The organism is Acidovorax sp. Root217, from assembly GCF_001428645.1.
Taxonomy (GTDB): domain Bacteria; phylum Pseudomonadota; class Gammaproteobacteria; order Burkholderiales; family Burkholderiaceae_C; genus Acidovorax.
The window spans coordinates 867,394-886,704 of sequence record NZ_LMIH01000012.1; the positions used below are offsets into that span (position 1 = coordinate 867,394).

Below are 19,311 nucleotides of genomic sequence, written 5' to 3' on the forward strand. Positions count from 1 at the left end.
CGCAGGTCAGCCTGGCTGCAGGCAGATCGTCAGCAGCACCGACGAATCCTTGACCGCCTTGAGCGCATGCGGCGAGCGCGGCGCCAGGTGCACGAAGTCACCGGGCTGCAGCAACTGCACCGAGTCGCCCGCGTGGAACTCCACCGCGCCCTCCAGGCACTGCACGGTGGCCTCGCCCTGGGTCTGGTGCTCGCGCATGGCCTTGCCCGCAGGGAGCACGACGCGCATCACCTCCAGCTGCCCTGCCTTGAGGATGGCCGAGGTGGTGGCGCCGGCCAGCTGGTCGCCCAGGGGGCGCACGCTGGCCACCTGTCCGGATTGTGCGTGGGGCAGTGCCATGGTTTTTCTCCTTCACCGTTGTCGTGGGGACTACGGGTACCACTGTGCCTGCTTGGCTGGCATACCGCAAGCCAGCCAGCTGCCAAGGCGGTGAAGGCCTACACCGACCGGCTGCGCGCCAGCGGCGGGTTCTTGGCGAAGTAGCGCGTGATGCCGCGCATCAGTGCATCGGCCAGTTGCACCTGGTAGGCGCTGCTGCGCAGCTTGGCCTCTTCCTCGGGGTTGCTGATGAAGGCGGTTTCCACCAGCACGCTCGGGATGTCGGGCGCCTTGAGCACGGCAAAGCCGGCCTGCTCCACACGCGGCTTGTGCAGCTTGGCCATGTTGCCGATCTCGCCCAACAGCACGCTGCCGAGCTTGAGGCTGTCGTTGATCTGCGCCGTGGTGCTCATGTCCAGCAGCATGCGCTGCACGTGCCGGTCCTGGCTCTGCACGTTCAGGCCGCCCACCAGGTCGGCCTGGTTCTCCTTGTTGGCCAGCCAGCGCGCGGCCGTGCTCGATGCGCCGCTTTGGCTCAGCGCGAACACGCTGGCTCCACGCGCGGCGGGGGTGGTGAAGGCGTCGGCGTGGATGCTCACGAACAGGTCGGCCTGCACGCGGCGGGCCTTTTCCACGCGCGTGCCCAGGGGCACGAAGAAGTCGCCGTCGCGCGTGAGAAAGGCGCGCATGGGGTTGCCGCCCACGGTGGTGGCGTTGATGCGGTCGCGCAGCAGGTGGGCCACGCGCAGCACCACGTCCTTCTCGCGCGTGCCCCCGGGGCCGATGGCGCCGGGGTCCTCGCCACCGTGGCCAGGGTCCAGTGCGACGATGATGATGCGGTCGGTCTGCGTGGACGTGGCGCGGTTGCCGGCTTTCGCGGGCGGCGCCACGGCCACGGCGGGCGGTGGGGCGGGGTCCGCGGGGGCGGCGGGCGCCGGGCCGGGCCGGTTGGCGCGCTGGGCGATCAGCTCACCCAGTGGATCGCTCTCGGTCGCTAGTGGGGCCGGGGCCGCTCCGGGGGGACGGGCGGCAGGTTGCGCGGGGGCTGCGGCGACCACGGGGGGCGGCGCTGCACGGCCGCCCGTGGTGTCGCGCAGGCGCTCGGCGATCAGGGCCTCCAGCGGGTCCACGGGCTCGGCCGGGTACAGGTCGAACACCAGGCGGTGCTGGTAGGCAGCCACCGGGGGCAGGGTGAACACCTGGGGCATGGCAGGCTGCTTGAGGTCCACCACCAAGCGCACCACGTTGGGCGCATTCTGCCCCACGCGGATGCCGGCGATGTTCGGGTCGTCGGGCTTGACCTTGGCCACCAGCTCGCGCAGCTCGGGGCTCAGATCGATCCCCTCGATGTCCACCGCCAGGCGCGGCGGCGTGGTCACGAAGAACTGCTTGGCCACCAGCTTGCCATCGGACTCGATGGTCACGCGTGTGTATTCGGGGGCGGGCCACACGCGCACGGCCAATATGGTGGCGCCGCGGGCGATCTGCTGTGTGCCCAGCAAAAGCACCAGGCTGCCTGTCTGCAGCAGGGTGCGGCGAGACGGTTGGCGGGGCGCCGGGCGGGCGGGTGCCTTCATGCGTTCAGAGTCCTTGCAGCAGCCGTTGGCCGGCGGCGGTGTGTGCATGCACGGTGACTTGCCTTTCCGTGTCGTCAATTGCTTCAATGTGTATAGCAAGGTCCGCAGGCGGGGTCAGCGCTGCAGCCTTTTCCGGCCATTCTGCCACCTTGAGGCCCGGGTTGGCAAAAATGTCCCTGAATCCGGCGTCTTCCCACTCGCGCGGGTCGTCGAAGCGGTAGAAGTCGAAGTGCCACACGGTCGTGGCGTGCGGCGCCAGCCCCGGGGCCTCGTGCGGCTCCACCACGGCATAGGTGGGGCTCTTGATGCGGCCCTGCACGCCGAGCGTGCGCAGCAGGTGGCGCACCAGCGTGGTCTTGCCCGCGCCCAGGTCGCCGTGCAGGGTGACGAAGGAGTGGGCCAGCAGGGAAGGCTGTGCTGCCAGCGCCTGCGCAAACGTGGCAGTGTCGTCCTCGCCGTGCCAGTGCCAGGTGCGAGGGCTTTGCGTGCGAGGGCTTTCCTGCGCGGCCGTGGGCGCAGGGCTTTCTACAATCGGGCCGGTATGTGGTGCAACAGTCAACTCGTTCCTCAAATGCAGGAGTGGGCCCGCGAGCTGGGATTTTCCCAAATCGGCGTGGCGGGGGTGGATTTGTCTGCCGCCGAAGCAGGGTTGGTGCAGTGGCTGGCCCAAGGGTTCCATGGCGAGATGCATTACATGGCCTCCCACGGCACCCGCCGCGCCCGCCCGGCGGAGCTGGTGCCCGGCACCGTGAGCGTGATCACGGCACGCATGGATTATCTGCCGCGCGGCAAGTCCATGGACGACTGGCAGGCGATGGAGCTGTCGCGCCTGGCGCGCCCGGGTGAGGGCATTGTCTCGGTCTATGCCCGGGGCCGCGACTACCACAAGGTGCTGCGCGCGCGGCTGCAAAAGCTCAGCGACCGCATCGCCGAGGCCGTGGGCCCGTTCGGCCACCGTGTGTTCACCGACTCGGCACCCGTGCTCGAGGCCGAGCTCGCTGCGCGCAGCGGCCAGGGCTGGCGCGGCAAGCACACGCTGGTGCTCAACCGCGAGGCGGGCTCGATGTTCTTCCTGGGCGAAATCTACGTGGACATGCAGTTGCCCGAGAGCGCACCCGTCACCGCGCACTGCGGCAGCTGCAGCGCCTGCATAGCCATCTGCCCCACGCAGGCCATCATCGCCCCGCACCGCATCGACGCGCGCCGCTGCATCTCCTACCTGACCATCGAGCACGGCGGCCCCATCCCCGTGGAGTTCCGCGCGGCCATGGGCAACCGCATCTACGGCTGCGACGATTGCCAGCTAGCCTGCCCCTGGAACAAGTTCGCGCAGGTGAGCCGCCTGCCCGATTTCGACGAGCGCAGCGGCCTGTCGGGCCAGCAGCTGGTGCATCTGTTCGGCTGGGACGAGGCCACTTTTCTGCGCATGACCGAGGGAGGGCCCATCCGCCGCATCGGCCATGAACGCTGGCTGCGCAACGTGGCCGTATCGCTGGGCAATGCCCTGCGTGCGCAGCCCGACGACGAGGGCCTGCGCAGCGCGCTGCAGTCGCGCGCCGGGCATGAGAGCGCGCTGGTGCGTGAGCATGTGGCGTGGGCGCTGGCGCAAGCGCATTGACGCTTTTCAGATCGGCGCGATTGCGACAGTGCGCGGCCCGTTCTGAACAACGCGCCCGCTGGCCCGGTGAAAGAATGGTTTCCATGCAAGAAACCACCACCACCCCTGAATTCGTGGCGAGCGAAACCGCCATCGTTGCCGCCGCCCACGCGCTGCGCGGCGAAGCCGTCGCCATGCTCAGCGAACTGGTCACCCACCCCTCGCTGCTGGGCCAGGAGCAGAGTGCGCAGAGCTTCATGGCCAGGGCTTTCGCCGGCCTGGGTCTGCAGGTGGACGAGTTCCAGATCGACGAGGAGAAACTCAAGGCCCACCCCGGCTACTCGCCCTCCCTGGTCTCGTACGAGGGGCGCACCAACGTGGTGGGCATCCACCGCCCCAGCGGCCCGTTCAAGGGCAACTCGCTGATCTTCAACGGCCACATCGACGTGGTGCCCACGGGCGCCGAAGTGCTGTGGACCGGCTCACCGTTCTCCGGCCGGGTCGAGGGGGACCGCCTCTACGGGCGCGGCGCGTCGGACATGAAGGCCGGCATCGTGGCCTACACCATGGCCTACAAGGCGCTCAGGTCCATGGGCCTGGAACCTGCCTCGCCGGTGTACTTCCAGTCGGTGATCGAAGAGGAATGCACCGGCAACGGTGCGCTGGCCTGCCTGGTGGAGGGCTACCGAGCGGACGCCGCGGTGATCACCGAGCCGGTGGCGGACAACGGCGTCATGACCTGCCAGATGGGTGTGCTGTGGCTGGCCATCGAGGTGCTGGGCAAGCCCGTGCACGCCTCTGTGGCACAGACCGGCGTGGGCGCCATCGACTTCACCATGTACCTGTTCGGTGAACTCAAGAAGCTCGAAGCGCGCTGGAACGCGCCCAGCGCGCGCTACCGCAGCTATGCGCACCACCAGCACCCGGTGAACTTCAACCTGGGCAAGATCAGCGGCGGCGAATGGGCGTCGTCCGTGCCCTCGGCCTGCCGGGCCGACGTGCGCATCGGCTTCTATCCCGACATGAAGGTCGGCAAGGCCAAGGCAGAGATCGAGGCCGTGCTGGCCGCCGCCTATGCTGCCCACCCGGCGCACGCTGCGCTGAGCTACCAGGTGGTCTATGGCGGCTTCCAGGCCGACGGCTGCGACGTGCCGCCCGATGCGCCCATCGTCGTGGCCATCTCGCAATGCCACAAGGACATCGTGGGCACGGAACTGGTGCCCACGGCTTTCACCGGCACCACCGACGCCAAGTTCTTCAACCTCTACGGCGACACCCCGGCCATCTGCTACGGCCCCTCGGGCGGTGCCAACATCCACGGCATCGACGAGTGGGTTTCCATCGACAGCATGGTGCAGACGGTCGCGGTGCTCGCGGTCTTCATGGCGCGCTGGTGCGGGGTCAACCGCCTGGGCTGAAGTTGGCTGGCTGGGCAGAAAAAATCCCCGAATGGTGCTGGCCATGCGGGGATTTTTGACTTTCATGGTGCATCCACTGAACGGACTGCACCACTTCAGGGTGTCAATCCAGGTCCATGTCGCTGCGCCCCAGGTAGTGGCGCGGCGTCTTTCCCATCACGCGGCGGAACATGGCCGAGAAGGCACTGGGGCTCTCGTAGCCCAGGTCGAAGGCCACCGTGGTGACGGGCGTGCCCGATGACAGGCGGCGCAGCGCCTCCATCAGGCGCACCTGCTGACGCCACAGCGTGAAGGTGATGCCGGTCTGGTCGCGGAACAGCCGCGTGAGCGTGCGCCGGCCCAGGGCGCCATGGTGCGCCCAGTACTCGATGTCGCCGTCGTGGCTGGGGTCGGCCAGCAACGCCCGGCAGATGCGCAGCAGGCGCGCATCGCGCGGCATGGGCACGTGCAGCGGGATCTTGGGGGCGCCGCAGATCTCGTCGAGGATCAGGCGCATCACGCGGCCGTCGCGGCCCGCCTCGTCGTAAAGCAGGGGGATGTCGATGGCCTCGATGATGAGGTGGCGCATCAGCGGCGACACTTCGATCACGCAGCACTCGGTGGGCAGGTCGGGAGAGGCGTCGGGCTGGATGTAAAGCGAGCGGTTGGATACCGCCTGGCCGCGCGCATGCATCTCGTGCTCCACCCCGCCGGGCACCCACACGGCGCGGTTGGGCGGCACGAGCCAGGCGCCTTCTTCGGTGTGCAGGGTGAACGTGCCCTTGACCGAATAGGCCAGTTGCGCGCGCGGGTGCGAATGCCGGGGAACGATCATCGACGGCTCGGGGTCGTGCTCCACGATGATCATGGAGACCGGCCTCGGGATGTCCTGGTAGTCCTGGAAAACGACGCTGCGGGCGGTGGTCAAGCGGTTGTTCATCACTCCCTCTCGGCACGCAAGAAGCGCGCCAAAGCAATGCAGCGGACTGTGACGCGCGCAAGTCCCGCCGTCAAGCCATCGCAAGGATGGCCCAAGCGAAACAGAACTCGGCTCGAAACGCGCCGCCTTGGCGGGGCCGGCTGCCTACACTGAATTCGCGATCAACACACCGCGCAACCCGTGCGGCAGTCCACGTCCAACCCCCTGAGGATCAGCATGAACAAACGTGAGTTCCACAAGTACCTGCTTGCGACCGGCGCCCTGGGCCTGGCAGAGTTTCCGCTGGGTATCACCGCAGCGCACGGCCAGACGCGCGGCGGCACGCTCAACTCCATCGTGCAGCCCGAGCCGCCGATCCTGAACCTCGCGGTGAGCCAGCTCACGCCCACGCAGATGGTCTCGGGCAAGATCTTCCTGAGCCTGCTGACCTACGACGTCAACCTCAAGCCCATGCCCAGCCTGGCCAGGAGCTGGACCATCTCGAGCGACGGCAAGACCTACACCTTCAAGCTCGAACCCAATGCCAAGTGGCACGACGGCAAGCCCCTCACGTCCGAGGACGTGCTCTACACCGTCAAGGAGTTCCTGCCCATCACGCACCCGCGCGCCAAGGCCATCTTCGGCCGCTGCGAGTCCATCACCGCGCCCGATGCGCAGACCGTGGTCTTCAAGCTGACGGAGCCCTTCGGCCCCTTCATCGGCGCCTTCGACATCTCCAACCTGCCGGTGATGCCCAAGCACATCTATGCGGGCACCGATGTCGTCAAGAACCCGGCCAACCTCAACCCCATCGGCTCGGGCCCCTTCAAGCTCAAGGAGTGGGTGCGCGGCTCGCACATCCACCTGGTGCGCAACGAGAACTACTTCAAGCCCGGTCTGCCCTACCTGGACGCCATCATCTACCGCGTGGTGCCCGATGGTGCATCGCGCGCCCTGGCGCTCGAAAACGGCACCGTGCAGCTCACGCAGTGGACCGACCTGGAGCTATTCGACGCCAACCGCCTGGCCAAGAAGGACAACCTGGCCGTCACCACCAAGGGCTACGAGTACTTCGCGCCCATCATGTGGCTGGAGATCAACAACCGCACGGCACCGCTGAACGACAAGCGCTTTCGCCAGGCGGTGATGCACGCCATCGACCGCAATTTCATCAAGGACAAGATCCTCTACGGCTTCGGCAAGGTCGCCACCGGCCCGGTGAACTCCAAGACCAAGTACTACGAACCCAACGTCAAAAAGTACGATTTCTCCATCGACAAGGCCAAGGCCCTGCTCGACGAAATGGGCCTCAAGCCCGACGCCAAGGGCGTGCGCACCACCGTTCGCCTGCCGGTCTCGCCCTACGGCGAGATGGTGCAGCGCACCTGCGAGTACATCCGCCAGTCGCTGGCCAAGGTGGGCATCGCCGTCACGCTGGAATCCACCGATCCCGGCAGCTACACGCAGCGCATCAGCAACTGGGACTACGAGCTCAACCTCTCGTGGCTGTACCAGTTCGGGGACCCGGCCCTGGGCGTCACGCGCAACTACGTGACCTCCAACATCCGCAAGATCCTGTTCACCAACACCGTGGGCTACTCCAACGCCCAGGTCGACAAGCTGGCCGACCAGGCTGCGGTGGAGGTGGACGAGGCCAAGCGTGGCGCGCTGTACAGCGAGATGCAGAAGATCATCGTCGACGAGGTGCCCATCGCCTGGCTGGTGGAGATGGACTTCCCCACCATCCACGACAAGCGGCTGCAGAACCTGGTGACGAGCGCTATCGGCATCCACGAGAGCTTCGACACGGTCTACTTCAAGGGCTGATGGGACACGGGTGCGGCAGCGTGCCGCGCCCCGCGCCCGGGCATGACTTATGAATCTTCAATGGCTCAAGGGCCTCGGCGCGCTCGGCGTGCGGCTCGCAAAGATGGTGGCGGTGATCCTGCTGATCGCTATCTTCAATTTCATGCTGGTGCGCGCCGCGCCCGGTGACCCGGCCCTGGTGATGGCCGGGCAGTCCGGCGCCACCGACGCGGCCTTCCTCGAACGCGTACGCGCCGACTACGGCCTGGACAAACCCATGGCGACGCAGCTGGTCACCTACCTGGGCAAGATCGTCACCCTGGACCTGGGTTACTCGCACCGCCAGCAGCGCACCGTGGCCAGCGCCATTGCCGAGCGCCTGCCGGCCACGCTGCTGCTCACGCTCTCGGCCTTTGCCATCTCGCTGGTGGGCGGGGTGGTGCTCGGTGCGCTGGCCGGCGTGCGCGCCGGCAAGCTGTCGGACACGCTGATCAGCCTGCTCGCTCTGGTGATCTACGCCACGCCGGTGTTCTGGCTGGGCCTGATGCTGGTGCTGCTGTTTTCCGTGCAACTGGGCTGGCTGCCGGCTTTCGGCTACCAGACCATCGGCACCAGCATCAGCGGCTGGGCCGCCGTGGTGGACAAGCTCAGGCACCTGGCGCTGCCGGCCTTCACCCTGGGCATGCTCTACCTGGCGATCTATGCGCGGCTCATGCGCTCGTCGATCATCGAGGTGAGCCACCAGGACTACGTGAAGACAGCGCGCGCCAAGGGCGCCTCCGAAGGCCGCATCCTGTGGCGCCACATGCTGCGCAACGCGCTGCTGCCGGTGGTGACCATGGCCGGCGTGCAGGCCGGCACCCTGATCGGCGGCTCGGTGGTGATCGAGACCGTGTTCGCCTGGCCGGGCCTGGGCCGCCTGACCTACGACGCCGTGCTGCAGCGCGACTACCAGGTGATGCTGGGCGTGTTCCTGGTGCTGTCGGTGCTGGTGATCTTCTTCAACTGGGTGACCGACCTGCTGTACCGCGTGATCGACCCCCGCATCCAGGCTGCCTGAGCGGCGCGGAGAACCCCGATGAAACAGACCCTCAAATCCTTCCTGCGCCACCCGAGCGGCATGCTCGGCCTGGTGATCCTGCTGGCGGTGATCGTGCTCGCGGCCAGCGCCCCCTTCTTCTTTCCGGGCGACCCCTGGGACACGGTGGCCGCGCCGTTCACGCCGCCGCAGACCGAGGGCATGCTGCTGGGCAGCGACAGCCTGGGCCGCGACATCGCCGCCGGCATTGCGCACGGCACGCGGGTGTCGTTGATGATCGGCGTCACGTCCACCCTGGTCGCGCTCATCATCGGCGTGGTGGTGGGCTCGCTCTCGGGCTATGTGGGCGGGCGCGTGGGCGAGTGGCTGATGCGCTTCACCGAGCTGTTCCAGACCATTCCGGCATTCATGCTGTGCATCTTGCTGGTGGCCATCCTGGAGCCCTCGATCCGCACCGTGGTGGTGGCCATCGCGCTGGTCAGCTGGCCGCAGGTGGCGCGCCTGACGCGCGGCGAGTTCCTTGCGCTCAAGGAGCGCGAGTTCGTGCTGGCCGCGCGCTGCCAGGGCGAGTCGCCGCTGTCGCTCATCGTGCGCTACATCCTGCCCAATGCGCTGTCGCCCATCATCGTGGCGGGCTCTCTGAGCATCGCCAGTGCCATCCTGATCGAGAGCGCGCTGAGCTTCATGGGCCTGGGCGATCCCAACCTCATGAGCTGGGGTTTCATGATCGGCGCAGCGCGCACCATGCTGCGCCAGGCGTGGTGGATGAGCTTCTTCCCCGGCATCGCCATCCTGCTCACCGTGCTGGCCATCAACCTCGTGGGCGAAGGCCTGAACGACGTGCTGAACCCGAGGATCTCCCGCCAATGACGACCGCCACCAACCCCGCCGCGCCCCTGCTGTCGATCCAGGGCCTGTCCATCGTGCTGCCCAGCTCGGGCGACCGCAACTATGCGGTGGACCGCCTGTCTCTGGACATCGCCGAGAACGAGATCGTCTGTCTGGTGGGCGAATCGGGCTCGGGCAAGTCCATGACGGCGCACGCCATCCTGGGCCTCTTGCCGCCACGCGTGGGCATCGACAAGAACAGCCGCATCCTGCTCGACGGCACCGACCTCACCGGGCTGACCCCGCCGCAGATGCGCAAGCTGCGCGGCGAGCGCATCTCCATGGTCTTCCAGGAGCCCATGAGCGCCCTGAATCCGTTGCAGCGCATCGGCGCGCAGGTGGCCGAGGCGCTGCAACTGCACAACGCCGAGCACCTCGGTGCCACCGCCATCGAGGAGCGCTGCATCGCCATCATCGACGCAGTGGGCCTGCCATCACCCCGGCAGATCGTGCGCAGCTACCCCTTTCAGCTCTCGGGCGGGCAGCGCCAGCGCGTGATGATCGCCATGGCGCTCTTGAACAACCCGCGCCTGCTGCTGGCCGACGAGCCGACCACGGCGCTGGACGTGACCACGCAGCGGCAGATCCTGGACCTGATCCAGAAGGTGCAGGCCGAGCGCAAGATGGGTGTGCTGTTCATCACCCACGACTTCGGCGTGGTGGCCGACATTGCCGACCGCGTGGTGGTGATGCGCCACGGCCGCGTGGTGGAGGAGGGCACGCGCGACGCCATCCTGCGCAACCCGCAGCACGAATACACCCGCGCGCTGATCGCCGCCGTGCCAGGCCGCCAGGCGCGCAGCACGGCCAGGCCCGCAGCGCAGGCCGAACCGCTGCTCAAGATCGAGCAGTTGAAGAAGACCTTCGTCTCCAAGGCGGGCCTGTTCGCGCCACCGCGCACGGTGGTGGCGGCCGACGGCATCGACCTGGCCATCGAGGAGGGCGAGACGGTGTCGGTGGTGGGCGAGTCCGGTTCGGGAAAGTCCACGCTGGGCCGCATGGTGATGCGCCTGATCGAGCCCGACAGCGGCGGCATCACCTTTGCGGGCAAGCCCGTGTTGGGGCAGGATGCCGCGGCGCTGCGCGCGTACCGGCGCCAGGTGCAGATCATCTTCCAGGACCCGTTCGCCTCGCTCAACCCGCGCCAGAAGGTGGGCGATGCGATTGCGCGCGGCCCCATGATCTACGGCACACCACGCGCCGAAGCGCTCAAGGCCGCTGCCGCGCTGCTCGACCGGGTGGGCCTGGGGGCCTCGGCCATCGACCGCTTTCCGCACGAGTTCTCGGGCGGGCAGCGCCAGCGCATCTCCATTGCCCGGGCGCTGGCGCTCAAGCCACGCCTGTTGATCGCGGACGAAGCGGTGTCGGCGCTCGACGTCTCCATCCAGGCGCAGGTGCTGGCCTTGCTGGCCGAGCTCAAGGCCGAGCTCAACCTGACCATGATGTTCATCACCCACGACCTGCGCGTGGCGGCCGAGATATCGAACTCGGTGGTGGTCATGCAGCGCGGCCAGATCGTCGAGCGCGGCGCGCCGGGCCAGCTCTTCAGCAACCCGCAGCACGCCTATACGCGCACGCTGCTGGCGGCCATGCCGGGGCTGGATTTCTTCGAGCACAGGCTGGCGGCTTGACTACCATGCAAGTCCCTTCCACCCCGATGTCGGCCCACCCCGCGCTGGCACAGCACCTCATCGCATCCTCGTCATGACCACCGTTGCCCTTCTGAGCCGTACCGCCAACCTCGACTTCCTTCGCCCCCTGCTGCAGGCGGCCGACCCCACCCTGGACGTGTGCACCTGGCCCGACCCGCGTGCGCTGCAGGCCGAGGTGGCCGTCTGCTGGCAGACGCCGCCCGACCTGTATGCGCAGATGCCCCACCTCAAGCTCGTGCACAGCATCGCAGCTGGTGTGGACAATGTCGTGGCCGGGCAGGACCTGCGCGGCCTGCCGGTGTGCCGCGTGGTCGATCCCATGCTGGCCGAGGGCATGCTGCAGTTCGTGCTGTGGGGCGTGCTGTACTTTCACCGCAAGCTCGATGCCGCGCTGGCCAGCCAGCGTGTGCGCGAATGGAAGCGCCCGCTGCAGACACCGGCCGCCACCTGCCGCATCGGCCTCATGGGCCTGGGCGAGCTGGGCGGCCTGATCGCCGCGCGCCTGCCCGCGCTGGGCTACACCGTGAGCGGCTGGGCGCGTTCGGCGCGCGAGGTACCCGGCATCCAGGTCTTTGCCGGGGAAGAGCAGTACGACGCCTTCCTGGCGCAGACCGATGTGCTGGTGTGCCTGCTGCCGCTGACCGAGCAGACGCGCGGCATCCTGGGCCGCCGCACCTTCGATGCACTGCCCAAAGGTGCGGCGCTGATCCATTGCGGCCGGGGCGAGCACTTGGTCGAGGGCGACCTGATCGCCGCGCTGGGCAGCGGCCAGCTGCGCGGCGCCGTGGTCGACGTCTTCGAGCAGGAGCCCCTGCCGCAGGACCACCCGCTGTGGACCACGCCGGGCGTGGTCGTCACGCCCCACATGGCCACCATGGCCACCTACGATGTGGTCGCCGGCCAGGTGGCCCGCAACATCGCCCAGATGCGCTCCGGTGGCGCGCTCTTCAACCAGGTAGACACCGCGCGCGGGTACTAGCACCGCCGCCCGCACGGGCCTTTCGATCCATCCACTGCAAACACACCCCAACATGAACCAGCCCGACCCCGCCTTCGCTGCACCCACCCAGGGCGCAAAGCCTGCGCCCCTCGATCCGCAAGTCCAGCTGTTCGTGCAGCGCATGGCGGCGGATGCGTCGAAGTTCCCGCGCCGCGACACGGTGTCCATAGCCGAAGGCCGAGACATCGCCGAGAAGGTGCGCGCACCCTGGACTGCGGGCGGGCCGGTGATGGCACGCACCACCGAGCGCCAGGTGCCCACGCGCCACGGCGAGGTGATGATTCGCACCTACTACCCCAAGGAGCAGCGCATGCCCGGCGCCTTCTTCTACATCCACGGCGGTGGCTTCGTGCTGTTCAGCGTGGACACGCACGACCGCCTGATGCGCGAGTACGCCGAGCGGGCCGGCATCGTGGTCATCGGCATCAACTACACGCGTGCACCCGATGCGAAGTTCCCCCAGCCGATCGAGGAGTGCATCGACACCGTGGACTGGCTCATCGCCCATGCCGGCGAGATCGGCTTCGACAAGGACCAGTTCTTCATCGGCGGCGACTCGGCCGGCGGCAACCTCTCGCTGTGCACGGCGCTGCATTTCCGCGACCTGGGTCCAAGCCCCATCCGCGGCATGGTGCTCAACTACACGGGCTTCAGCACCGACCTGTACCAGGACTCGGTGGTGCGCTACGGCGCGGGCGACTACGGGCTGTCGCTGCACATGATGGTCTGGTTCTACCGCAACTACCTGGGCCGCAAGGAGGACTACACCGACCCGCGCATGAACCTGCTCGATGCCGACCTGCGCGGCATCCCACCCGCCTTCCTGGTCATCACCGAGTGCGATCCGCTGTACGACGGCAACATCGACATGGTGGCCAAGATGAAGGCAGAGGGCGTGGACGTGCAGTCCAAGGTCTACAAGGGAACGGTGCACAGTTTTCTCGAAGCCGTCTCGGTGGCCGACGTGGCGGGCGTGGCCTTCGATGACACGGTGCGCTGGTTCCACCAGCACGCGTAAGGAGCCGCGCCATGTACACGCCCCCCGCCTATGCGGAAAAGGACGAGCCGCTGCTGCGCGAGCGCATGCGCGCGTGGAGTTTCGCCACCCTGGTGACCCAAGGCGCGCAGGGGCTCAACGCCACGCACCTGCCCTTCCTGGTGGACGAGGAGGGCGGGCCGCACGGCCTGCTGACCACGCACCTGGCGCGTGGCAATGCGCAATACCATGACCTCAAGGCCGGTGCTCCGGCACTGGTCATTTTCCAGGGCCCTCACGCCTTCATCTCGCCGAGCTGGTATGCCAATCGGCTGACCTTCCCGACCTGGAACTACACCGCCATCCACGTGCGGGGCACGCCCGAAGTGGTGGAAGACGTGGCAGCGATCCACGCGGTACTCACGCGCACCGTGGCCACCTACGACACGCCGCTGGGCGGCGAATGGACCTTTGAAGGCGTGCCCACTGACCATACCGCATCGCGCCTGCGCGCCATTGCAGCCGTGCGCATTCCCATCGCCCGCATCGAGGGCAAGATGAAGCTCAACCAGGACAAGTCCGTAGCCGACCGACTGGGCGTGATCGCCGCGCTGGAGGCCCAGGGCGACGCGCAGAGCCTTGCCGTGGCGGCCATGATCCGCCAGCAGCCGGACCTGGCACTGGCCTGACGACAACTGCAAACCAGCACACCACCATGACCACCCACCACACTGCGGCATCCGTGGATGCCGAAACCCAGACCCGGCGCGACCTCGCGGCACTGTACCGGCTCATTGCGCACTTTCGCATGACCGACCTGATCGACACGCACATCAGCGCGCGCATTCCGGGCACGCCGGACCACTTCCTCATCAACCGCTACGGCGTGCTGTTCCACGAGATGCGGCCCGAGGACCTGGTGAAGATCGACCCCAGCGGCGCGGCGGTGGAGGTCGGCGATGCGGCCGAGCGCGTGAACGCGGCGGGCTTCACCATCCACTCTGCCGTGCACATGGCACGCCATGACCTGGCCTGTGTGATCCACACGCACACGGCCGACGGCATTGCCGTGTCGTGCCAGGAGGAGGGGCTCTTGCCCATCACCCAGCATGCGCTCAAGTTCTATGGCCATATCGGCTACCACGCCTACGAGGGCATCGCCCTGGACCTGGAGGAGCGCGAGCGCCTGGTGGCCAGCCTGGGCGCGCACCGTGTGATGATCCTGCGCAACCACGGCCTGCTGGCCGCGGGCCGCACCATTGCCGAGGCCTTCCTGAACATCTACTTCCTGGAGCGTGCCTGCCAGGCGCAGACCAAGGCCCTCGCGGGCGGCCGCACCATCACCTACCCGCCGGTGGCGGTGTGCGAGCGCACGGCGGCGCAGTTCAACCGGGAAGAGGGGCTTTCCCACGCGCAGATGGCCTGGGAGTCGGCGCTGCGCCTGATCGCCTGATCTCGCACCCTACCGGGCGAGCAGCCCGGTGTCCTTCAGGGTGTCCACAAGCCCCTGGGTGAACAGTTCGTACCCGGCGGCGTTGGCGTGTATGTTGTCCGAACGCAGCCTGGCGTCGGCCAGCACGCCCGACCAGCCCTTGCGGTGCAGGGGAATCCCCAGCTCCTTGGCGATGTCTTCGTACATCGCATGGTCACTCAACTGGCCCAGGGTGGCCAGGATCGTCAGCTCGGGTATCGCCACCAGCAATACCTGCGCACCGGCGGCGCGGGCCTGCTCGCAGATCTTGTACACGTTGGCGCGCGTGGCGCTGGCGCTCTGGCGGCGCAGGAAGTCGTTGCCCCCGATGCTGACGATCACCAGCGCGGGCTGGTGCTTTTGCAGAAGCTCCGGCAGCCTTTGCAGGGCCTGGGCCGAGGTGTCGCCCGAGATGCCACCGTTGATGACCTTCCACCCCGTCAGGCGCTGCAGCACGGCGGGGTAGGCCGTGTCGGCAGAAGCGCCCACGCCAGAGGTTAGCGAGTCACCCAGCGCGAGCACGGTGGCCCCGGACGGGACGGCCTGCCCACGGCTTGGTTTGCGTCCACAAGCGGCCAGCGGTGCGATGCCGGCCGCCAGCAGGCCGGCCGCCAGCACGCGTCTGCGTACCAGGGCGTGGAGGGCATTCACCGCAGGACACCCAGCGCAAATGGCAGGCTCACCACCCCGAGCAGGGTGGACAGCGTCACCAGCCCGGCCACGTAAGGGCCGTTGTAGCCCATGCGCGCGGCCAGCACGTAGCAGGTGCTGGCCGTGGGCAGGGCCGAGAAGGCCAGCAGCACGGTGGTCTGTACCGGGTTGAGCGCGAACAGGTGCGCCAGGCCGAAGGCGATCACGGGCAGCACCAGGTGGCGGATGGCCAGCACCGAGATGCTCAGCGCCTTGCCGCGCGTGAGCAGCCCGAACTGCATGCCCGCACCCGCCGCCATCAGGCCCAGGGCCAGCGAGGCGGCGCTGATGCGCGTGACGGTGGGCTCGATCCAGGCGGGGATCTGGAACCCGAGCAGGTTGGCCACCAGGCCCGAGAGCGTGGCCACGATCAGCGGGTTGCGCGCTAGCTCGCGCACGAAGCCATGCTCGCCCTGCCGTGCCATGGGCCACACGGCGGCCACGTTGAACAGCGGCACGCACACGCCGATCAGCACGGCGATCATGAGCAGGCCCTGCGCGCCCGCCAGCCGCTCGGCAATCGCCAGGCCGATGAAGGAGTTGAAGCGGAACGCGATCTGCGCACTGGCCGCGTGGTCGCGCAAATCCAGCTGTTTGCCCAGCCAGGGCCAGTGCGGCATGCTGTAGGCTAGCGCAATGCCGGCGATGCCGGTGAGCATGCCGGCGGCGATCAGTCCGGATGCGGCGCCGATGTCCACCGGGCTCTTGACGATGGACTGGAACAGCAGCACCGGGAACAGCAGGTAGTACACCAGGCTCTCGACCGGCTGCCACACGGCGCGGTTCAGTGCGGTGAAGCGGCACACCAGATAACCGCACAGGATGAGGGAGAAATCGGGGAGCAGAAGCTGGGCGTAATTCACACTCCGAGAATACCCGAGACGCAGCACCGTCCACGGGTAAGCACCTATGTGAAATCCATAAGGCGCGGTGGTTGCCATTGCGCATACCATCATCGCTGTCTGTTACCCCCTCATGAAGGAGAAATCAATGCATCGTCGTCAATGGCTCGCGCTGACGCTGGTGGCTGCCGCAGGATCTGCCGCCGCCCAGGGATACCCCAACAAGGTCATCAAGCTGCAGGTGCCCTTTGCCCCCGGTGGCACCACCGACATCATTGCGCGCGTGATCGCCGACCCGCTGGGCCGTGCCCTGGGCCAGAGCGTGATCGTGGAGAACAAGGCCGGTGGCGGCGGCATCGTGGGTGCCAGCGAAACCGCCCGCTCGGCGCCTGATGGCTACACCCTGGGCATCGCCACTGTGTCCACCACGGCGGCCAACCCGGCCATCAACCCCAAGACGCCGTACAACCCGATCACGGACTTCACGCCCATCACCAATATCGCGGCCACGCCCAACATCATTGCGGTGAACCCGAGCTTTCCGGCCAAGGACTACAAGGCCTTCGTGGCCGAGCTCAAGAAGTCGCCGGGCAAGTACTCGTACTCGTCGTCGGGCACGGGCGGCATCGGCCACCTGCAGATGGAGCTGTACAAGAGCCTGTCGAACACCTTCGTGACGCACATCCCCTACCGGGGTGCGGGCCCGGCGCTGAACGACACGGTGGCCGGCCAGGTCCCGATGATCTTCGACAACCTGCCCTCGGCCTTGCCCTTCATCAAGGACAACCGCCTGGTGCCCATCGTCGTCGCGGCGCCCCAGCGTGTCGCCGCCCTGCCAAACGTGCCCACGTTCAAGGAACTGGGGCTGGAGCCCGTGAACCGCATGGCCTACTACGGCATCGTCGGTCCCAAGGGCCTGCCCAAGGAAGTGGTCGACAAGGTCAACGCCGCCGTGCGCAAGGCGCTGGAAGATCCGGCCGTGAAGAAGCGCATCGAGGAGACCGGCTCCATCGTGATCGGCAACACGCCCGAGCAGTTTGCCGAGCAGATCAAGGCCGAATTCGCGGTCTACAAGGACGTGGTGGTCAAGCAGAAGCTGACGCTGGAATAAACCAGGCGCGCCCACGCTGTACCCAAGCCGCCCACGGGCGGCTTTTTTACGTGCTATGGTTTTGGCATGCTCACCGCCAGCCTGAACGCGATCGATACCTTTGTGGACGCCCTGTGGCTGGAGGACGGCCTCTCGCGCAACACCCTGGCCGCCTACCGGCGCGACCTCACGCTGTATGCGCAGTGGCTGGCCGAGCACCATCCCGGGCTGGCCCTGGACGGCACGGCCGAGCAGCACCTGCAGGGCTACTTCGCGGCACGGCATGAAGAGACCCGCGCCACCTCGGCCAACCGGCGCCTGACAGTGCTCAGGCGCTACTTCCACTGGGCGCTGCGCGAGCGGCGCATCAGCGCCGACCCCACCGTCCGCTTGCAGGCGGCGCGCCAGCCTCTGCGCGTGCCCAAGACCCTGTCGCAGGCGCAGGTGGAGGCCCTGCTCACCGCGCCCGATCTGGGCAACCCCCTGGGCCTGCGCGACCGCACCATGCTGGAGCTGATGTACGCCAGCGGCCTGCGCGTGACCGAGCTGGTCACGCTCAAGACCTTCCAGCTCGGGCTCAATGAAGGCGTGCTGCGCGTCATGGGCAAGGGCAGCAAGGAGCGCCTGGTGCCTTTTGGCGAAGAGGCGCGCCAGTGGCTCGACCGCTACCTGGCCGAGGCGCGCGGCGCCATCCTCGCGGGCCAGCAGACGGACGACCTGTTCGTGACCCATCGCGGTGCCGGCATGACGCGCGTGATGTTCTGGATCATCGTGAAGAAATGGGCGGCCGTGGCCGGCATCACCACGCCGCTGTCGCCGCACACGCTGCGCCATGCCTTTGCCACCCACCTGCTCAACCACGGTGCCGACCTGCGCGTGGTGCAGTTGCTGCTCGGGCATGCCGATATTTCCACCACCACCATCTACACCCATGTGGCGCGCGAGCGGCTCAAGGCCCTGCACGCGCAGCACCACCCGCGTGGGTGATCGGGCCACAATCCCCCGAGATATTGAATCCAAAAAAAGGACTGAACATGGAATCCGACAACCATACCGTGAACTCCAGCCGGCGCGCTGCGCTGGGAGGGTTGGCCGGCAGTGCCGCGCTGCTGCTGGCGCCTGCCTTGGCGCATGCCCAGGCGCCGACCTGGCCCATGCGGCCGGTGCGCATCGTGGTGGCCTACCCGGCCGGGGGCGTGAGCGATGTGGTGGCGCGGCTGCTGGCCGACAAGCTGGCGGGCCCGCTGGGCCAGCCGGTGGTGATCGAGAACAAGGCCGGGGCCAGCGGCAGCATCGGCCTGGATGCCGTGGCCAAGGCGACGGATGGGCACACCCTGGGCTTTGCGGCGATCAGCCCGCTTGCGCTGAATCCGCACCTGGGGGCATCGCCCTTCGATCCGGCCAAGGACATCGTGCCCGTGGCCACCGTGATGTACTCGCCCGTGCTGCTGCTGGGCACGCCGGCCAGCAGCGCGCGCGATTTTCGCGACCTGCTGGCGCAGGCCAAGGCCAAACCGGGCGCCATCCGCTGGGCCACCTCGGGCCAGGCGTCGCTGGGCCACATCATGCTGGAGCAGGTCATGCACACCAGCGGCGTGCAGATGACGCACATCCCCTACAAGGGCGGCGGCCAGCAGATGAACGACGCGCTCAGCGGCCAGTTCGAGATCCTGTCCACCAACGCCGGGCCGGCGGTGCTGCAGCACATCAAGAGCGGCAAGCTCAAGGCCCTGGCCGTGGGCGCGCCCGACCGGCTCGACACCCTGCCCGACGTGCCCACCCTGGCCGAGCTGGGCCAGGGCGCTGCCAATCTGTCGTCGCTGTTCGGGGTGTTCGCACCGGCGGGCATGCCAATGGCCGTGGTGGCGCGCCTGAATGCCGAGATCAACAAGGTGTTGGCCCTGCCCGAGGTGCGCAGCAAGCTCGATGCCTCCGACAACGTGCCCCTGGGGGGCTCGGCGAGCGATTTCGCCCGGCGCATCAGCCTCGAGTCCGAGAGCAACCTGCGCATCATCCGCGCGGCGGGCATCAAAGGGCAGTAAGCGCCGA

Annotated in this window: 19 protein-coding genes; 13 read left to right on the forward strand and 6 right to left on the reverse strand. The window is 67.8% G+C overall.

Features of this window, described 5'->3' with window-relative positions; translation table 11 throughout:
- Positions 1-6 precede the first annotated feature (6 nt).
- The 3 genes from ASE31_RS14030 to tsaE form a co-directional block, all read right to left on the reverse strand.
- Positions 7-339, reverse strand: a complete 333-nt coding sequence (locus ASE31_RS14030; protein ID WP_057202211.1) for a cupin domain-containing protein — start codon at positions 337-339, stop codon at positions 7-9.
- A gap of 98 nt (positions 340-437) precedes the next feature.
- A complete protein-coding gene (locus ASE31_RS14035) occupies positions 438-1,895 on the reverse strand; it encodes an N-acetylmuramoyl-L-alanine amidase (RefSeq protein WP_057202570.1) in 1,458 nt (485 codons plus the stop codon).
- Positions 1,896-1,899: 4 nt separating this feature from the next.
- Complete coding sequence (gene tsaE / locus ASE31_RS14040) at positions 1,900-2,454, reverse strand: tRNA (adenosine(37)-N6)-threonylcarbamoyltransferase complex ATPase subunit type 1 TsaE (RefSeq protein WP_057202212.1); 555 nt, start codon at positions 2,452-2,454, stop codon at positions 1,900-1,902.
- Between the two features lie 12 nt (positions 2,455-2,466).
- Between tsaE and queG the strand changes: the two genes are divergently transcribed.
- Together queG and ASE31_RS14050 are read left to right on the forward strand one after the other, a co-directional pair.
- Positions 2,467-3,513, forward strand: a complete 1,047-nt coding sequence (gene queG / locus ASE31_RS14045) for a tRNA epoxyqueuosine(34) reductase QueG (protein WP_200961109.1) — start codon at positions 2,467-2,469, stop codon at positions 3,511-3,513.
- A gap of 83 nt (positions 3,514-3,596) precedes the next feature.
- A complete protein-coding gene (locus ASE31_RS14050; RefSeq protein ID WP_057202213.1) occupies positions 3,597-4,910 on the forward strand; it encodes an ArgE/DapE family deacylase in 1,314 nt (437 codons plus the stop codon).
- A 103-nt stretch (positions 4,911-5,013) separates the two neighbouring features.
- Here the strand turns inward: ASE31_RS14050 and ASE31_RS14055 are convergent, their stop codons facing one another.
- Positions 5,014-5,829 carry a helix-turn-helix domain-containing protein gene (locus ASE31_RS14055; RefSeq protein WP_057202214.1) on the reverse strand — a complete coding sequence of 272 codons (816 nt, stop codon included), beginning with the start codon at positions 5,827-5,829 and terminating at the stop codon, positions 5,014-5,016.
- A 216-nt stretch (positions 5,830-6,045) separates the two neighbouring features.
- On the opposite strand from ASE31_RS14055, the gene ASE31_RS14060 reads away from it, so the two are divergent.
- From ASE31_RS14060 to ASE31_RS14095, 8 genes are all read left to right on the forward strand, one after another.
- Entirely contained in the window at positions 6,046-7,635 is a 1,590-nt protein-coding gene (locus tag ASE31_RS14060; protein ID WP_057202215.1) for an ABC transporter substrate-binding protein, read from the forward strand.
- A 49-nt stretch (positions 7,636-7,684) separates the two neighbouring features.
- Positions 7,685-8,674 carry an ABC transporter permease gene (locus ASE31_RS14065; protein ID WP_057202216.1) on the forward strand — a complete coding sequence of 330 codons (990 nt, stop codon included), beginning with the start codon at positions 7,685-7,687 and terminating at the stop codon, positions 8,672-8,674.
- Between the two features lie 18 nt (positions 8,675-8,692).
- A complete protein-coding gene (locus ASE31_RS14070; protein WP_057202217.1) occupies positions 8,693-9,523 on the forward strand; it encodes an ABC transporter permease in 831 nt (276 codons plus the stop codon).
- On the forward strand, positions 9,520-11,172 hold the full coding sequence (locus tag ASE31_RS14075; RefSeq protein ID WP_057202218.1) for an ABC transporter ATP-binding protein: 1,653 nt from the start codon (positions 9,520-9,522) through the stop codon (positions 11,170-11,172). The genes ASE31_RS14070 and ASE31_RS14075 overlap by 4 nt, the downstream gene beginning before the upstream one ends.
- Positions 11,173-11,245: 73 nt before the next feature.
- Positions 11,246-12,172 carry a glyoxylate/hydroxypyruvate reductase A gene (locus tag ASE31_RS14080; RefSeq protein WP_057202219.1) on the forward strand — a complete coding sequence of 309 codons (927 nt, stop codon included), beginning with the start codon at positions 11,246-11,248 and terminating at the stop codon, positions 12,170-12,172.
- A 52-nt stretch (positions 12,173-12,224) separates the two neighbouring features.
- Positions 12,225-13,211, forward strand: coding sequence for an alpha/beta hydrolase (locus ASE31_RS14085; protein ID WP_057202220.1), 987 nt, complete (start codon positions 12,225-12,227; stop codon positions 13,209-13,211).
- Positions 13,212-13,222: 11 nt separating this feature from the next.
- Positions 13,223-13,858 carry an FMN-binding negative transcriptional regulator gene (locus tag ASE31_RS14090; protein ID WP_057202221.1) on the forward strand — a complete coding sequence of 212 codons (636 nt, stop codon included), beginning with the start codon at positions 13,223-13,225 and terminating at the stop codon, positions 13,856-13,858.
- A gap of 26 nt (positions 13,859-13,884) precedes the next feature.
- Positions 13,885-14,622 carry a class II aldolase/adducin family protein gene (locus ASE31_RS14095; RefSeq protein ID WP_057202223.1) on the forward strand — a complete coding sequence of 246 codons (738 nt, stop codon included), beginning with the start codon at positions 13,885-13,887 and terminating at the stop codon, positions 14,620-14,622.
- Positions 14,623-14,631: 9 nt separating this feature from the next.
- Here the strand turns inward: ASE31_RS14095 and ASE31_RS14100 are convergent, their stop codons facing one another.
- Positions 14,632-15,291: a GDSL-type esterase/lipase family protein gene (locus ASE31_RS14100; RefSeq protein ID WP_235514447.1), complete on the reverse strand. Its 660-nt coding sequence runs from the start codon at positions 15,289-15,291 to the stop codon at positions 14,632-14,634.
- Positions 15,288-16,193, reverse strand: coding sequence for an AEC family transporter (locus tag ASE31_RS14105; RefSeq protein WP_057202226.1), 906 nt, complete (start codon positions 16,191-16,193; stop codon positions 15,288-15,290). Before ASE31_RS14105 ends, ASE31_RS14100 begins: the two co-directional genes overlap by 4 nt.
- 127 nt (positions 16,194-16,320) lie before the next feature.
- Here ASE31_RS14105 and ASE31_RS14110 point away from each other — a divergent pair, with 127 nt between their 5' ends.
- From ASE31_RS14110 to ASE31_RS14120, 3 genes are all read left to right on the forward strand, one after another.
- On the forward strand, positions 16,321-17,283 hold the full coding sequence (locus ASE31_RS14110) for a tripartite tricarboxylate transporter substrate binding protein BugE (protein ID WP_057202228.1): 963 nt from the start codon (positions 16,321-16,323) through the stop codon (positions 17,281-17,283).
- A 66-nt stretch (positions 17,284-17,349) separates the two neighbouring features.
- On the forward strand, positions 17,350-18,249 hold the full coding sequence (gene xerD / locus ASE31_RS14115) for a site-specific tyrosine recombinase XerD (protein WP_057202230.1): 900 nt from the start codon (positions 17,350-17,352) through the stop codon (positions 18,247-18,249).
- Between the two features lie 47 nt (positions 18,250-18,296).
- Entirely contained in the window at positions 18,297-19,304 is a 1,008-nt protein-coding gene (locus tag ASE31_RS14120; protein WP_157412465.1) for a tripartite tricarboxylate transporter substrate binding protein, read from the forward strand.
- Positions 19,305-19,311: the final 7 nt, after the last annotated feature.